14 protein-coding genes and 1 pseudogene are annotated in these 15,945 nt (G+C 65.4%); 3 read left to right on the plus strand and 12 right to left on the minus strand.

Features of this window, described 5'->3' with window-relative positions:
• Nucleotides 1-144 precede the first annotated feature (144 nt).
• A pseudogene (locus ACFDSW_RS08735) lies at nucleotides 145-453 on the plus strand (zinc-binding dehydrogenase); the annotation flags it as partial.
• 158 nt (nucleotides 454-611) lie between these two features.
• Here ACFDSW_RS08735 and ACFDSW_RS08740 read toward each other — a convergent pair.
• The 5 genes from ACFDSW_RS08740 to ACFDSW_RS08760 all read right to left on the minus strand — a co-directional run bounded on the left by ACFDSW_RS08740 (nucleotide 612) and on the right by ACFDSW_RS08760 (nucleotide 4,928).
• Nucleotides 612-1,208, minus strand: coding sequence for an alpha/beta hydrolase (locus ACFDSW_RS08740; RefSeq protein ID WP_375249902.1), 597 nt, complete (start codon nucleotides 1,206-1,208; stop codon nucleotides 612-614).
• Between the two features lie 182 nt (nucleotides 1,209-1,390).
• Nucleotides 1,391-2,569: a dipeptidase gene (locus ACFDSW_RS08745; protein WP_375249903.1), complete on the minus strand. Its 1,179-nt coding sequence runs from the start codon at nucleotides 2,567-2,569 to the stop codon at nucleotides 1,391-1,393.
• 12 nt (nucleotides 2,570-2,581) lie between these two features.
• The gene (locus ACFDSW_RS08750; protein WP_375249904.1) at nucleotides 2,582-3,391 is read right to left on the minus strand and encodes a phosphate/phosphite/phosphonate ABC transporter substrate-binding protein; all 810 of its coding nucleotides are present in this window, start codon (nucleotides 3,389-3,391) and stop codon (nucleotides 2,582-2,584) included.
• Complete coding sequence (locus tag ACFDSW_RS08755; RefSeq protein WP_375249905.1) at nucleotides 3,388-4,299, minus strand: fatty acid desaturase; 912 nt, start codon at nucleotides 4,297-4,299, stop codon at nucleotides 3,388-3,390. Before ACFDSW_RS08755 ends, ACFDSW_RS08750 begins: the two co-directional genes overlap by 4 nt.
• Entirely contained in the window at nucleotides 4,296-4,928 is a 633-nt protein-coding gene (locus tag ACFDSW_RS08760) for a peroxiredoxin (RefSeq protein WP_375249906.1), read from the minus strand. Before ACFDSW_RS08760 ends, ACFDSW_RS08755 begins: the two co-directional genes overlap by 4 nt.
• Before the next feature lie 219 nt (nucleotides 4,929-5,147).
• Here ACFDSW_RS08760 and ACFDSW_RS08765 point away from each other — a divergent pair, with 219 nt between their 5' ends.
• Nucleotides 5,148-6,497, plus strand: a complete 1,350-nt coding sequence (locus ACFDSW_RS08765) for an FAD/NAD(P)-binding protein (RefSeq protein ID WP_375249907.1) — start codon at nucleotides 5,148-5,150, stop codon at nucleotides 6,495-6,497.
• Nucleotides 6,498-6,536: 39 nt separating this feature from the next.
• On the opposite strand, the gene ACFDSW_RS08770 is transcribed toward ACFDSW_RS08765, so the two are convergent.
• The 7 genes from ACFDSW_RS08770 to ACFDSW_RS08800 form a co-directional block, all read right to left on the minus strand.
• Nucleotides 6,537-9,005 carry a TonB-dependent receptor plug domain-containing protein gene (locus tag ACFDSW_RS08770; RefSeq protein ID WP_375249908.1) on the minus strand — a complete coding sequence of 823 codons (2,469 nt, stop codon included), beginning with the start codon at nucleotides 9,003-9,005 and terminating at the stop codon, nucleotides 6,537-6,539.
• A gap of 208 nt (nucleotides 9,006-9,213) precedes the next feature.
• Entirely contained in the window at nucleotides 9,214-9,963 is a 750-nt protein-coding gene (locus ACFDSW_RS08775; RefSeq protein WP_375249909.1) for a gamma-glutamyl-gamma-aminobutyrate hydrolase family protein, read from the minus strand.
• Complete coding sequence (gene epsC / locus ACFDSW_RS08780; protein WP_375249910.1) at nucleotides 9,960-10,943, minus strand: serine O-acetyltransferase EpsC; 984 nt, start codon at nucleotides 10,941-10,943, stop codon at nucleotides 9,960-9,962. The genes ACFDSW_RS08775 and epsC overlap by 4 nt, the downstream gene beginning before the upstream one ends.
• 289 nt (nucleotides 10,944-11,232) lie before the next feature.
• Nucleotides 11,233-11,697: an SgcJ/EcaC family oxidoreductase gene (locus ACFDSW_RS08785; protein ID WP_375249911.1), complete on the minus strand. Its 465-nt coding sequence runs from the start codon at nucleotides 11,695-11,697 to the stop codon at nucleotides 11,233-11,235.
• Nucleotides 11,688-12,545 (minus strand): helix-turn-helix domain-containing protein, encoded by an 858-nt coding sequence (locus ACFDSW_RS08790; RefSeq protein WP_375249912.1) that lies wholly within the window; start codon nucleotides 12,543-12,545, stop codon nucleotides 11,688-11,690. The genes ACFDSW_RS08785 and ACFDSW_RS08790 overlap by 10 nt, the downstream gene beginning before the upstream one ends.
• A 137-nt stretch (nucleotides 12,546-12,682) precedes the next feature.
• The gene (locus ACFDSW_RS08795) at nucleotides 12,683-13,183 is read right to left on the minus strand and encodes a TonB-dependent receptor (protein WP_375249913.1); all 501 of its coding nucleotides are present in this window, start codon (nucleotides 13,181-13,183) and stop codon (nucleotides 12,683-12,685) included.
• Nucleotides 13,184-13,212: 29 nt separating this feature from the next.
• Complete coding sequence (locus ACFDSW_RS08800) at nucleotides 13,213-13,524, minus strand: formylglycine-generating enzyme family protein (protein ID WP_375249914.1); 312 nt, start codon at nucleotides 13,522-13,524, stop codon at nucleotides 13,213-13,215.
• 116 nt (nucleotides 13,525-13,640) lie between these two features.
• On the opposite strand from ACFDSW_RS08800, the gene ACFDSW_RS08805 reads away from it, so the two are divergent.
• The gene (locus ACFDSW_RS08805) at nucleotides 13,641-15,797 is read left to right on the plus strand and encodes a TonB-dependent siderophore receptor (protein ID WP_375249915.1); all 2,157 of its coding nucleotides are present in this window, start codon (nucleotides 13,641-13,643) and stop codon (nucleotides 15,795-15,797) included.
• The last annotated feature ends 148 nt before the right edge of the window (nucleotides 15,798-15,945 follow it).

The raw sequence follows: 15,945 nt of genomic DNA on the forward strand, positions 1-15,945 counted from the left end.
TTTTCGACGCCGATCACCCCGCTACCGGGGTCCCTTTTCCACGCCGATCCACAGTCGAAGACTGACTGGTCGGCACCAAGCCTGTCACCCTCGACTGGGCGGAAGCCCCCGCGTTGCCGCTGACGGGGGGTGACCGGGTGGGAAATGCTGTTCGACCGGATCGACGTGCATCGGCCCGTTGCGGGCGGGGGGGGGGGCATCGGGTCGGTCGCGATCCTACTGGCACGACAGCTGACCGACCTGACGGTGATCGCGACCGCCCCCCGACCGGAGACGCGCGCCTGGGCTCAACCGATGGGCGCCCACCATGTCCTCGATCACGCGACGCCCTTGCCGCCGCAGGTCGAAGCGCTCGGCAGCGGCGCGCCGGCGCTCGTCTTCTCGAGCATCCATTCCGATCGGCATCGCCGCGCGATCGCGGAACTGATCGCGTCGAAGGGACGCTTTGGGCTGATTCACGATCCCGACAGCTTCGATATCGTGCCTTTCAAGGCCAAGCCGGTGTCGATCTACGCGCGAGTACGCCGGCTAGCCCGGAGTGAAATGACAGTTATCGTGACGCATGTCCGACGCGCGGAGCGCTTTGCGTGGGTTGCTCGCGCTGGCCCGAGTCAGCCTTGCGTGCCGGGCTGGTGGGCGAAAGCATCTGTTGGTGGAACTGTCTCTCCAGGGGAGACGCGCTCCAGCAGGGGAAGGTATGCAAGAAGAAAATCCCGCGCATCCGCCCCATTATTGTGCTGGTTGCTTGGCCGGCCCGGCTGTGGACCAGCCCCGACGACGAAGCGGCTTCCCCACTTATCGGCAAGCGACAGAGTCTCTGCCATCCGGAAAGAAGCGTCGTTCAGCACGATGGAAGGAAACGGCAGGCGATAGGTCGGACCGCTTCGAACTGCGGCCGCAGTCGCTAGCTGGCCTACCCCGATGCTCAATGGCGCGCGAAACACGGCGCCGCCGATGCGATGCAAATAGCTCCGTGGTGACAGCTGGGCCCACCAGGAGACCGCCAGACACGCGACGCCCTGTGCAACGATCACGGCTGGTGCCTCACGGCGCGCGAACGCAGCGTCGAGCTGCATGGCCCACCGGCCGCTGCGAAATTTGGCGATGTCCAGCTCTACATGTTGCTGGGATGAGGGCGATACATCGCCCTTAACCGTTACGAACACAGGCTCGGAAGGTTCGGTCAGCAGGTCAGCAACAAAGTCCATGACTGCTCTCCCTTGAAGGAGGCGGCGTAGCTTTCGGCCATCAACGCGGGCCGAGTCGGATCACGCCCCAGACGCCAAAGATATTCCTACTGCTCCGATGGGCAATGTGCCTGCGCCAGAACGCATTCCGGTCGCGCCAGGACGAAACAGGGCAGATGCGAGACATGCTGCGCGCGCGGCGATCACGAGCTGTGTTTCCGGGCGTCGATGGCTGCCTGCCATATGCGGAGGATATTGCCGCTCCACAATTGATTGATTTGAGCTGGCGTGTAGCCGCGTCGTTTCAACTCGGTGGTGACGTTTGGAAGTTCACTTTCGTCATTCCATCCGATGACGCCGCCGCCGTGATTGAAGTCGGAGGACACCGCGACATGGTCGATGCCAATACGCTTCACCGCATAATCCACCGCATCGACGAGGTCCGAGACGGTCGCCTTGGGCTCCTTTCCGACAATCTCGTGATAGCGTCGGTCGTAGTCCGCCTGCTGCTCGGGCGGGAGCGCCGTCCCACCTTCCGGGCTAAGGCCATAGCTGCGCTGTAGGTCCGCCACCGCAGCCTTGGTCGCGGCCGACCGGGCGCGCAGATAGGCGCTGAAGGCGTTGATTGCGACGACGCCCCCATTGGCCTTCAGCGCGTCGAGCTGCGCATCGGTGAGATTGCGGGACGTCTCGACCAGCGCGCGCACATCGGAATGGCTGGCGATCACCGGCGCGCGCGTTAGCGCCAGGACTTGATCGAACGCCGCGTCGGACAATTGCGACACATCGATGAGGACACCGAGATCGTTGAGGCGACCGACCGCCGCCTTGCCAAGCGAAGAGAGGCCATTGTGGTCCACCGGCTTGTCGCCGAACGCCAGCGCGGGGCGGGAGGAATCGGCGAACTGGTTGTGGCCGGCATGGACGAATCCGACGATGCGGACGCCGCGGGCATACCAGCGATCGAATTGGCCCAGGTCATCGCCAAGCGGCCAGGCGTTCAGCAGGCTTTCCACCAGCGCGAACCGTCCGCTTGCCACGATGCGCCGCACCTCCGCGGGCGACAGCGCAAGCGCTGCCCGCGACGGATTGGCGTCGACAATGGCGTGGATCGCGGCATCGCGACTGCGCAGGTCCGCTTGCGCCTTTGCAAGCGACGCGGGGTCGCGCGGGCCCTGCGGCACGAACAATGCGATAGCGGCCGCGTTGAGCCCGCCCGCTTTGGCCTTGTCGAGATCGAACTGCGAAGAAGCGTCCGTTAGCCCATTCCAGCCGGGTTGCGATGCGGATTTGGGCAGGTCGAGATGCGCGTCGAAGGTCAGCGTCTGCGCTTCGAGCGGAGCGGCAAGCATCAATCCAAGCGATAGGAGTATACGGCGCATGGGGATCCTCCGTCATTGCAGGATAGGGTAGCCGGCGGTGATCGCGTCCAGTTCCAGCGCCCGGACCGAGGCGTAGCGCTCCGCTCCCGCCGGGATCACGTCGTGAAGAAACAGCGCGTCGCGGGCGTCGGCGAGCGCCGGATCGGCGATGACGGCGGCAAGCGCGATGCGGAGCGCCGCGACGGTTTCGATGCCAGTCGATCGCGAGGTGACGAATGGCAGCGTCGGGGTGGGGGGCGTCGTGGCGATGATGCGAAGGCCAACGATCGCGTCCGGTTCGAACCTACGCAGCGCGGCATAGGTGACCGCGTCGATGGCCGCGATATCGGCATCACCGCGCCGTATCGCGTCCACGCTCGCGCGGTGCGACCCGCTTTCCACAACATCGGCGAAAAAGCGCCCGTTCCGGGCCAGAGGTGCGACGGCGGCGCGGAGCAGGTTATATCCTGAATTCGAATGGCGAGCGTTGATGGCGGCGCGGCGGCCGCGATACGCCGCAAGCCCCGCCTCATGGTCGTCGGATCGGCTAACGATGTAGCTCAGGTGGCGGCCTTGGTCGCAACCCGGCGCGACATAGACGGGTATGCCGATCACCCGCAGCGCGAGATTGGGATCCTGCACCAGTGGATAGCCGCACGTTTGGCCGAACAGGAGTGCCGGGTCGCGCCAGGTCGCTTCGACGGGGCGGCTTCGGTCGAGAGCGGCGGGTGCCTTGATACCGCGCGCGGTCAGGTGACGGGCGATCTCGCCCCACAGCCGATCGTTAGCGGCACGCTGGGCCGCGTGCTCGTACATCCCCAGCGAGGCGACGGGCCGGTTCACGGCGCGGCATCGCGATGCGCGGGATGAACCAGCATGTCATGCCGCTTCAGAAAAAACGCCCGAGCGATAGCGCCATACGTGGGATAGGCGGGGCGCGCATCGCCGGTGAGGCGCGCTCGGTTCGTCCGGTAATGCGCGGGCAGCCGATACCAGGCGAGATCAGGACGGTCATGGTGGGCGGCGTGCAGATTGTTGTTGAGATACAGCAAGCCGAGGATGCGGGCGCGTTCCACGGTCGCGGCCCGACCGGGCGCCGAAAGATCCGCCCGATGCTCTGCGAACGATCGCAACAGGGTCAGGGCCATGCCCGGATAGACGAACAGCAGGATATAGTGGCCGATGCCGAACCGCGCCCACGCCAGCCATTCCGCCACCAGTGCGACGGCCAGGAAGTGCGGCACCCAGTCACGCAAGACAGCGACGGGGGCACGTCTCGCCCGCAGTCTTTCCTCGACCAAAAGGGTCAGGACCGCGATCGGCGGCCCCAGCAACAGGCGTCCGAGGAGCGTTGCCTGCGCGCGTGCGGCCATGCCCGCGACGCCGCGAGCGTGAGTCACGTAGCGCGATTCCGGATCATGCAGCGGATCGGTGATCGCCGGGCTGCGGTGATGGGCGACGTGGCTTCGCGCGTAGATCGCATAAGGCAGCCACAGTGCGAGGGGCGGAAAGCCGATTGCCGCGTTCACCCGGCGTGATCCTGTGGGATGCCCGTGGATCGTCTCGTGCTGCAGCGAACCATGCCACGCGATCAGCCACCCGCCAGCCACTGCCAGCAGCGGCACGGGAATGGCATCATGCCAGTATGTCGCGGCCAGCCAGCCGCCGTAGATGGCGGCAGCGACGACAAGGGTCGGGGCCTCGACCTTCCGCGGGGCTGCTGCGTCTGCGGCGGGCACGTCGAGGTTCATGCCGGTTGCTTGACGACGCGCAGATAGGGTTTGATCGTCTGCCAGCCATCTGGAAACAGCGCGGCCGCCGTTTCGTCGCCAATCGACGGAACGATGATGACATCCTGGCCCTGCTCCCAATTGGCCGGGGTCGCGACCTTGTGGCGGTCGGTCAGTTGCAGGCTGTCGATCGCGCGCAGGATTTCCGCGAAATTGCGACCTGTTGAGGCCGGATAGGTCAGCGTCAGCCGAAGCTTCTTCTGCGGATCGATGACCAGCACGGTGCGCACCGTGGTCGTGTCGGACGCGCCGGGGTGGATGAGGTCAAGCTGTTCTGAGACGCGGCGGTCGGCGTCGGCGATCAGGGGAAAGTTGAGGGCGTGGCCCTGTGTCTCGGCGATGTCGTCCGCCCAACGCTCATGGCTTTCGAGCGGATCGACGGACAAGCCGACGACCTTGACGCCGCGCGCGTCGAATGCCGGTTTGAGAGCAGCCACCGCGCCCAGTTCCGTCGTGCAGACGGGGGTGAAATCGCGCGGATGCGAGAAAAGGACGACCCAGCTGTCGCCTGCCCAATCGTAAAAGGCGAACCGGCCTGCGGTTGAATCCTGCGTAAAATCGGGAACCGTGTCTCCAAGCTTCAGCGACATTGGCTTTCTCCTGTCATCCTGGAATACTCCATCATAATGATAGGGATTAAAGCCGTGCAAATCTATCGATGGGGCAAGCTGGACTATTTTCGGGGTGTAGCGGCCGGCCGTGCGGGCCGAGCGCGGACAGGTTTCTGCCTGCCGCGGGTTGATGCGCGACAGGAACTGGAGAAAGCGGATGAAGCATCGAATGCGTCATGACAGCAGCAGGCTGCGCACTTGATCGATCATGTCGCGATCGTTGGTGCCGGCTTCTCGGGCTCGCTGGCGGCCATCAACCTTCTTCGCCATGACGGCCCGCGCGCGACCCTGATCGATCGTCAGCCGGATGCCGGAGCGGGCCTTGCCTATGGAGCCGCGCATCCGTCTCACCTCCTCAACGTGCGCGCGGCCAACATGAGTGCGTTTCCAGATGACCCGGACCATTTCGTTCGCTGGCTCGACAGAAGGGGGCTGGGCGAGGCGGGACGGACGTTCGTGCCCCGGCTGGCCTACGGTGACTATCTGCGCGATTTGCTCGACCGTGCTGCGGCGGATTTCCCCGGCCGCCTTCGCATCGTGCGGGGCGACGCCAGCGACGTCGAAGCCCAGGACAGGGTTACGATCAAACTGGCAGATGGGGATTGTGTCATCGCCGATGCCGCGATCCTCGCGGTCGGCAATTTGCCGCCACACACGCCGCCTGAGATTGACGCTGCGGCGCTGGCGCCAGCACGCTACGCGGCCGATTGCTGGAACCCGGCGGCAACCGCCGAACTCGGTGCGGACGACACGGTGTTGGTTCTGGGGACGGGCCTGACGATGGTCGATGTCGTTCTCCTCTTGGACGCCAAGGGATTCCGGGGCCGGATCGTCGCACTGTCGAGACGTGGGCTGTTGCCGCATGCGCATGCCGCACCGGGGGAGCCTTGGGTGCCGATCAAGGAACGCCCCGCGCCGGTTCTATCCCGCCTCGTGCGGACGCTCCGCGAGCGCGCGGCCGCGATCGGCTGGCGCAGCGCCATCGACGAACTGCGACCGTTCACGCAGGACATGTGGCGCGCGGCGTCGCTCGCCGAGCGCGAGCGGTTCATCCGGCATGCGCGGCCTTGGTGGGACATACACCGGCACCGCCTCGCTCCCGCCGTCGCGACGCGGATCGCGGCCTTGCAGGAAAGCGGGCAGCTTCGTGTCGTCGCGGGCAAGATCGCCTTCGCAACGGAACGCCAGGAAGGCGTGGCGGTGGACTGGCGCCCCAGAGGCCGGAGCGACACACAGGGAATCGTCGTCCAGCGCATCATCAACTGCACCGGGCCGCAGGGGCATTTGCATCGCACGTCCGAACCGCTTCTCCATCGTCTGACGCAAGCGGGGGTCATCCAGCCGGACAGTGCCCGGCTCGGTATCGACGTCGATGAGCAAATGCGCGTGATCGGGTACGATGGCGTGCCCAACGACCGGATCTTTGCGCTCGGCCCGATGACGCGCGGCGCATTCTGGGAGATTGTTGCCGTACCCGACATCCGCAACCAGGCCTGGACGCTCGCGCGGCGGTTATCCAATGCGCATTGGGTAGCGGAAGGGCTGTAGCGGTCCGGGGGTGCAGGACGCTCCCCCGGACAAGAGCGACTACCAGGTCACGCCGATGCGGCCGTACACATATCGGCCATTGAAGCCGAACGGCGAGTAATAGGGAAAGCCGACCAGCCCGGTGCTGTTGAGGGCGACGCCGCGCGACGAAGTCAGTCGGACGTAATCGGGATAGGTGTCCAGCAGGTTGTTCGCACCCACCGCAAGCGTCACGGTGCGCGTGACGGTATATCTGGCCTCCAGGTCGAAGATGGTGTGCCGCCCTGTGTGGATATCGTCCTGTGCAAAGCCGGTGTTGTTTGGCTGGGTCACATCGCCGTAATAGGATGCCCGCGCCGTGGCGCCGATCTTGTCGAGCGACCAGTCAATCGTGCCGACCACCTTTTCACGGGGCGTCCCCTGCTCGAACGAGACGATCCGCTGCCGGCTGAAGATCGGCAGCGTCGCGCTGCCGGCCGAGGACACGATGGTCGCCGACGCCGGTGCGCGCGTGATCTTGATATCGTTGATGTTGGCGGCCGCTGTAAGGTCGAACGTCCCCAGGCTGGACGTCGTCGTGCGGTAATGCGCGACCACATCGATACCCTTGGTGGTCGAGCGGATGCCGTTGAGGAAAAACCGCCCGGCGGTGACATTGTTGGTGGTCGGGTTGGCCGCCAGCAGCGCCGCCACCACCGCGCCGCCCAAGTTCTCCGACAATGCGATCTGGTCGCGAATCTTGATCTGATAGGCGTCGATCGACAGATCGAACCCGCCCGATCGCAGGACGATGCCGGCCGACAGGTTGCGCGCGCGCTCCGGCCGCAGCGGCTTGCCGCCAAGTGCGATGCCGACCGGGCTGGTGGAGGGGAACAGCCCGGTCTCGACGATCGCCCCATTGGTCAGCACGGACGCGGTCGAGGTGAAATATTGCTGCTGAAGCGACGGCGCGCGGAAGCCGGTCGAGGCAGTGCCGCGCACCGCGAACCACGGCGCAAATTCATAGCGGGCGGACAGCTTGCCCGTCGCCGTCTCGCCGAAATCGGAATAGCTTTCGCCGCGTACCGCCAGCCCCAGCGTCACCTTGTTGACCGGCTTCGCCTCGAGATCCAGGTAGCCCGAGACGTTGTCGCGGTGCTGGTCGACGACGTTGGAGGGCTGGAAGCCGGGGAAGCCCTGCGCGCCCGAGCCAAGCGTCGAACTGGCGCCCACGGCGCGGTTGTACGACGTCGGCTCGCCTGCGCCGATCTGGAAGCCCTCGCGACGATATTCGATGCCCCAGGCAATGTTGATCGTCCCATCACCGAACAGAGGCTGTTCGCGCGATACGTCGATCCCGCCGACAAGCTGGTCGTAGGTCAGTTTGCCGTCGTAGAAATTGGTCTGAGACGCGGCACCGTAGGTCGCGTTCCCCGAATTGCGGGTGAAGAAGGTCAGCTCGTTGCGGCCGTACGACAGGTTGAGATCGACGTTCCAGCCTGACAGCGCTCCGCGAATCCCGCCGGTAGCGGTCAGGTCGTCCGATGTCACCGCGATCAGCGGGGTGAAGCCATCGGGGTAGATGCTCGCAAGCGCCGCGGCGCTCAGATTGTTGTCGGTGCCGCCGTTGATGCGCGGCGTCGCGGCGCTCGTGCTGTCCCGGTGCTGGTATCCGCCGAAGCCGTACAGCGTCCAGCCGCTGTCGCCGAGCGGCTTCCCGGCGTTGATGTAGCCGCTATATTGCTCCACATCGGGATCGCCGAAGCGCGAGCGGACGCGGATTGGCGTCTTGCGCGGATCGAAGTCGCCGCGGCTGGTCGGGTTGCGGTTCAGATACTCGCCCGACACGGTGAGAAACCCGTCGGAACCCAGCCCGATGCCCTGCCAGGCTGATGCCGTGACCGTTTCGCCATCGCGCTCGCTGCGCGATCCGCGCGCGGTGTCCACGTCAGTGATGTACTGGCCATAGGTGACGCTCGCCCCGCCGCCGGTCCGCGCTTCGCGGAGTCGGAGATTGACCACGCCGGCAATCGCGTCCGAGCCATATTGCGCAGCCGCACCGTCGCGCAGCACTTCGATCCGGTCCAGCGCGACCGAGGGGATGGTATTGAGGTCGACCGAGGCGGCACCGCGGCCCACTGATCCGTTGGTGTTGATCAGTGCCGACGTGTGCGCGCGCACGCCGTTGATAAGGACGAGTGTCTGATCCGGGGACAGGCCCCGCAACGTGGCCGGGCGGATCGAGTCCGTGCCGTCGACCGCGGAGGAGCGCGGAAAGTCGATTGAAGGTACGACCGCTGCGAGCGACGTGGCGAGTTCGGTCGTGCCCTGGCGCTGCAGGCTTGCGGCGCTCAGCACGTCGACCGGCGCCGAACTGTCGAGCCGCGACCGGCCGACCGTCCGCGTGCCGGTTACGACGATGTCGCTTGCTTCCGCCGCTGGCTCGGACGCGGGCTGCGGCGTGGCGGGGGCGCTTTGCGCGTTGGTGCCAACGGCGTGAAACAAAGCAAGTGTCGAAGCGCTGAGCGCGAGCACGCGAAGGTGGGGCACACTACAATCCCTTTTGTTGTACGCTTTTGTGTTTGAATTCCGCGGTTTGGATTGACCTGCCTACCGCTTCCCCAAAATCCGTAACGAAGAAAACCTGTTCAAAACGTTGGAAAAAACTGGCCCGACGCGGTGACGTCGGGCCGGGAGTTTACGCTAGGGAGCTAGCCAGGCGTGTCCTTGCGCGGCCCGACGGATGGCGGGCCAAATGTCATCGTGCAGCCGCCGAGGCGCGCAACAGGTCGCTTGCAAGCGTGAAGAAGGCGCGACTCTCGGGGCGGTTTTCCACGTCCCATTCGGGGTGCCACTGCACCGCCAGCACGTCGCCGCCGCACGGTTTGGCGCGTACGGCTTCGATCAGTCCGTCGTCCGCCGCCGTCGCCTCGATCGACAGCCCTGCGCCCAGCCGGTCAATGCCCTGCTCATGGACCGAGTTGACCGAAATGCGCTGGTGCCCGGTAGATCGCGCGAGCAGGCCGTCGGCATGCAGATGAACGTCATGGCAATGGTCGAACAAGGCGTCGAAACCATCATCCCATGATCCACGATGATGCTGCGCGCCGCCGCAATCGCTCGACAACGTGCCGCCGAACAGGACGTTGATCTCCTGCAAGCCCCGGCAAATGCCGAGGACCGGCTTGCCCGCTTCGATCATCCGCTCCGCCAGCGCCAGCGCGACGGCATCGCGTTCGGGGTCGCAACGCTGGCCAGTGGGCAAGGGTCTGCCGCCGTAACGCTCTGGAGACACGTTGGAGCGGGAGCCCGTAAGGAGCAATCCGTCGAGCATTCCGGCGAACGCGGCGGTATCGACCGCATCGCGCACTGCAGGCACCAGCACCACGGTGGCGTGGGAAAAACGCGACAGCGGCGCCACAAAGCGTGTCGCGACGGTCTGGACCGCGCGATCGATCGTTTCGTTGCAGCACAGAACGCCAATAATGGGTCGCGCGGCAACAGTCATGGTGATGTCGCCCGAAACAGCGTCTCGCGCAGGTCGAGCCCCGCGGACCGCTCAAGCCGGCGCGCTTCCGGCTGCACGACGACACTGTCCCCCGGCACGTCCGAGAGGAGCCAAACATTCCCGCCAATCGTGGATCGCGCGCCGATCCGTACCCGGCCAAGAATGGTGGCGCCGGCGTAGATCACCACATCGTCTTCTACGATCGGGTGTCGCGCATGGCGCTCGCGAACATCATCCCGTGCGGCGCCCGCCGGGCTGCGCGCCCCGAGCGTAACGTGCTGATAGAGCCGCACACGTGCGCCGATGACCGCGGTTTCGCCGATCACCACGCCCGTCCCGTGATCGATGAAGAACCGTTCTCCGATGGTCGCGCCCGGATGAATGTCGATGCCGGTGCGCTCGTTGGCGAGCTCGGAGATGATCCGCGCGATAATCGGCACGCCGAGGCTGTATAATTGGTGGGCGATCCGATGGTGCAGGCTGGCAATCGCGCCCGGATAGCATAGCAAGATCTCGTCCACGCTGCGCGCGGCGGGGTCGCCGACGAAGGCAGCCTCCACATCGCTGTCGATCAAACGGCGAATATCGCCGAGCGTGCTGATGAAAAGGCGGACGATCGTGGCGGCATGATCGGGCTCGAACGCGCCGGTTTCGTGCTGCCAATACCCCAGTTCGAGGTCAATCTCGCGTTCGAGTTCGGACAGCGCAGCGAGGAGTTTGGCAGCAACAAAGCCATCCTCGTCACTGGCCGCTCCCCGATAAGATCCGATCCGGCGTGGATAGAGTGCCGCCGACAGCAGTTGGACAATACGCTCCAGCGCGCCGCGCGACGGGAAACTTTCCACGTCGCGCGCCTCGTCCTGGCGGGTGCGCCAGTTCTCCCGCGCCGCGCGTAAGGCAGAAAGCGCCTCGCCAACCGGCCCGGCAGGGACGGATCGCAACTCACTCCGGACGGATGTTTCACGCTGGCGGTCGGTCACAAAGCCTCCGTGACCGAGATACCCTACCGAATAGATGGGGATTAAGAAGAAATGCTTCGACCGGACCAAGCTGGCGTTTCGGGGCAGCGCACCAACACTCGTAAGTCCGTTCCCAGGTCGGGCGTCGGCATACCTTGACCTGCTCCCGGTCCGCCGGTGTCGGGTGACAATCAGGCGCCCGCGTCCAGCACGTCGACGGCGGGTTGGTGAGCGGTACATGGCTCGCCGCCGCTCGCGATCGTCCGATTGGGAAAGAGTTTCGGAAAGCGGGACACGATCCCGGACCCGGTTACATGACGGTCGGGCGGACGTTCCCGGGGTGCATCGGGTCATGCGCAGCGGCGATGGGATCGATGCGAACATTGGCGACGTGCCGCAATCGAAGTGTGTCGTCCGACCCGGAGAACACCAGGCTCATACGGTTTTCCTCCCCGGCCACGACTTCCCCAGTCGGCACCATATAGTCGCCGACCAGCCATCGCACGACGGCGACCCGCACGGTTTCACCAACAGGTGTGACGCTCTCGATCGACGCAAGCGTCAGCGGCACGCCCGCGAACATCTGCCGGAAGAAGGCGACATGCGCTGCGAGCGACGCATCCCGGCCCTGCCAGTGCATGCCGACCACATTGACCCAGTGGAGATCGTCCGCAGCAGCAGAGAACATGCCCGGCACGTCATCTTCGTTCCACGCACGGCAATGCGTTTCCAGCCAGGCGACGATATCGGCGGGGGCGTCGGACGTCAGGGGCATCGATCGGATCTCCATGCAGCTGGAGAAGCGATGCCACCGGCCTGGCGGTCGGAATAGGAAATATCGGCAGCGACGGATGTGTCCCTTGCCCGATATCGTCCTGGAATGGCCATGCCGTCCGCGAACTCGGACAGGTCGCGCAACAGGTGCGACTGATCGAAATACCCGAAGTATTGCGATATGTCGGTCCATGTCAGCGTCGGCTGCCGGCCCTTCAGTTCCAGCGCCGCATGAAACCGGGCGATACGGCTGTACAGCTTGGGGGACATACCCACCGCCTCGGCAAATCGGCGGCGGAAATTGCGCGGCTCCATCGCACATCCCTCTGCCAGATGCGCGAGAGGGATACCGCCCGCCGATCGTCGGATCAGCCGGGCAGCCCGATCGATCCCGTCCGGAGATCGGGCGGACAGCATTCGCCTGCGCAGCCATGTCTGCGCGATATCGATCCGCTCGGCGACATGCGGCGTCACCTGCAACCGTTCCCGCAAGTCCTGAAATCCGGCTTCGACGGCGGCAGCCTCTTCCGCCATGTCGACGAGGAGGGGACCCGGCAGACCGAAGAGCCGGTGCAACGCCGTGGGCTGGAACTTGATCGTGAAGGTATCGATCGTGCCCGCGATCTCGATGTCCGTATGATGATGCGTGGTGGGACCGACGAGCACGGTGGACGGGGCATGACCGGATCGCGTTCGATAAGGCGTCCCGAAATAGAACTCGACGAACAGCTCGGGTCGTGCGGGAAGCGCCACGGTCATCGGCGGGCTGGATGACAGCGAACTGCGCTGGCGAAAGCCGGCCACAATCCCGATCAGATCCGATGCCGGGCGAATGAAACTGGTCTTCATCACTCGTACTCCGGAGATAGCCATTGTCTCCGCTCGAAATGAGTCCGCATCTCATGTCAGATTCGGTGAAAGAGGTCCTGCCGAAAACGCTGTCGCCGTGTGCGTTCACAAGGCCGTTGCGCATGCCGTGTTTCGCATCACATCCGGAAGCGGATTGTCCCGCCGATGATGCGCGGATCGCTGGGAGTGCCGACGATCAGGCCGGAGTTGCCCGCCTGAATCGTCAGGTTCTGGATATAGTCGGCATCGAGCAGGTTGCGCGCCCAGACGATCACTTCCAGCCCGTCCGCGAAGCGGTAGCCGATGTTGGCGTTGGTCAGGTTGTACCCGCGGATGTAGGTGAATCGCGAAAGGCTGGGGTCGCCATTGAAGCCGCTGCGCGAGGCGGTGTCGACGTGGACGAACACCTGCGCGTCACCGACCGGCCGCTGGTAATCCAGCCCGGCGGTGATCGCAAAGCGTGGCAACGAGGCGAGACGGCGGCCAGTCAGGCTGCACCGCGTCGTGGCGGCGGTCTGCACCTCCAGCGGGCACCGGCCGGCGGGGTAGTTGGTGTATTCGCCGTCCGAAGAGGCGAGGCTGGTACGCGCACTCAGGCCCGGCAGAAGAAGGGCAGGGGGCGGACCCGCTTGCGCCAACCTGCGCAGGCTCCGGGCAACGTCCTCGGCTAACGTGCGCAGCGAAACCCGATGTGACTGGTTGCGGTGTCGGCCGACTGGGGCTGCCGAGCCGCCGGACGGTATCGCGCGCAATATTGGTCGGAGCAGAGGAATGAACCTCCCTTCACCACAAAGCGCGTCGGTCCGTGCGGTTGTCCGCCGCAGCATCCTTCCGCCACGCCCTTGTCCCAATGGGTGGCGGTCCATTCCCAGACGTTCCCGATCACGTCGTTCAGGCCCCAGCCGTTGGCGGGGAACGGGCCGACGGCCGTAGTACGCACCTGCCGTCCCTTGTCGGTGCGCCCCCCTTGTAGCAGCACTACAGCACCGCAGAGATGCGATTGACTCGCATTATCCTTATCGCTTAGAGGCCCCTTCGAACCTTTTGAGGAAGCGCCGCCGGGGGGCGGTGACCAGGGGCGGGGAAGCTATGAAGATGTATTGGGTTGTCGGGCTGCTGCTGTCATCGGTGGCGTGGCCGGTCGCGGCGCAGGAGAGTCAGGGCGACGCGCTTCGCGACAGCGAGATCGTCGTGACGGCCACCGGACAGACCGAGGCGACGTCGGGGACGAAGACCGCCACCCGGCTGATCGAGGTGCCGCAATCCATCTCGGTCATCACGCGCGAGGAACTCGACGTTCGTGCGGTCCATAGCGTGACCGAGGCGCTCGCCTATACCGCCGGCGTTCAGGCCGAACAGGACGGTATCGACAGCCGGGCCGACAGCTTTTCGGTGCGCGGCTTCGCCGCCGGCAGCTTCAGCGACAATCTGTTCCTCGACGGCATCCGCCTGCCCGCCGGCGGGCAATGGACGCGCACCGCCTTCGATCCCTTCGCGCTTCAGCAGATCGAGGTGCTGAAAGGCCCTTCTGCGGTATTGTTCGGGCAAGTGGCGCCGGGCGGTATCGTCAATCTGGTGACGAAGCGCCCGACCGCGAGCCCGCGTGGCGAGATCATGTTGCAGGGGGCCGGGTTCACCAACCTCGGCAAATGGCAATATCAGGGCGCTGCCGACGTGTCCGGCCCGCTCACCGCCGACGGCACGGTCCGCGCGCGGCTCGTCGGGCTAGCGCGCTATGGCGATGCGCAGATCGATGCGATCAAGACGGGCCGCTATTATATCGCACCCAGCCTGACCTGGGTGCCCGACGCCGCGACCAGCATCACATTGATGGCCCAGCATCAGCGGGACGAGGGGGGATCGACCTTCCAGTTCCTGCCCGATATCGGGTCGCGGCAACCGGGGGCGGGGGGGCAGCATATCCGCCTCGACGCCTTTCTGGGCGAGCCGCAGTTCAACACCTACGACCGGAACGAGTATCTGGTCGGCTACGAACTGCGCCACGCCTTCTCCGATCGGTTCGAGCTTAGGCAGAATGGTCGGTACACGCGGGTCGAGACGTTGTTCCAGGGAACGGTGCTGCGCGGCGGCACGCTGGCCAACGGACAGACGATCAATCGTCGCGCGGTGCAGGGCGTCGGCCATTCGGACGGTTATGGCCTGGATACCAAGGTCGAAGGCCGCATCGATACCGGCCCGATGGAGCACCGTGTGCTGGTCGGCGTCGACATGCTCGATACCGAATGGCGTCACCTGCGCGACCTGTCGACGAACGTCCCGCCGATGCCCGACATCTTCAATCCCGTGTCGCAGGGCATCGGCAGTGTTCTCCAGACGCTGAGCCCGCAGGTCCATCTGAACGCGCGGCTGGAGCAGGTCGGCGTCTATGGCCAGGACCAGGTCACGGTCGGACAGCTCCATGTCACCATGGGCGCGCGCTATGACTGGGCGAAGAACCATCAGGTGAACGAACTGGCGACCGGCGCGACCGATCCGGTGACGTTAACCAAGGCGGACAAGGCGACCTGGCGGGCGGGTGCCACCTGGGTTTCGCCGAGTGGCGTGGCACCCTACGCCAGTTACGCCACCTCGTTCGAGCCGACGACGGGCCAGTATTTCGATGGCACGCCCTTCCAGCCGACGACCGGCGAGCAATATGAGGCGGGCGTCAAATATCAGCCCCGCGGCAGCAACGCGCTGCTCACCGCGGCGCTGTACCAACTGACCCAGAACAATCTCGCCAGCCCAGACCCGGACCAGAACCATGTCTGCGCCGGCACGACATGTGAGGTCCAGACCGGGCAGGGGCGCATCCGTGGCGTCGAGCTGGAAGGCAAGGCGACGCTGGTCGGCGGGCTCAGCCTGATCGCGACCGGCACCTATATGGATAGTGAGATCACGCGGGGCGAGCCCGGGGAGCAGGGGAACCGTCTGGCACAGGTGCCCGACTGGATGGGGTCGCTGTTCGCCGATTATCGCTTCGCCGAAGGCGGGCCGCTGGGCGGCGTCGGACTGGGCGGCGGCGTGCGCTATGTCGGTGTCTCCTATGGCGACACGGCCAATGCCTATCGCGTGCCCAGCTACACCCTGTACGACCTGTTTCTGCGCAAGGCCTTTGCCAGCGGCATCATCCTGTCGGTCAATGCGCGCAACCTGACCAACCATCGCTATGTCGCTTTGTGCTCGTCGCCGGCGTCCTGCTATTATGGGTCGGGACGGACGTTGAACCTGCGGCTGCAATACCGGTGGTGAGCATGATCTCGGCCATCATGCTCGCGCTGGCGGCACCCGGCACTCCGATCGCCGCCGGGTCACCAGCGGAGACGCCCTACACGCTGCCGCGCAGCGCCGAGCAGGTCGTCCAGGCTGCAGGCGGCGAGACGTATCGCATCCTGATCGC

The sequence above is a fragment of the Sphingomonas sp. genome (assembly GCF_042091075.1).
In the GTDB taxonomy this organism is placed as follows: Bacteria; Pseudomonadota; Alphaproteobacteria; order Sphingomonadales; family Sphingomonadaceae; genus Sphingomonas.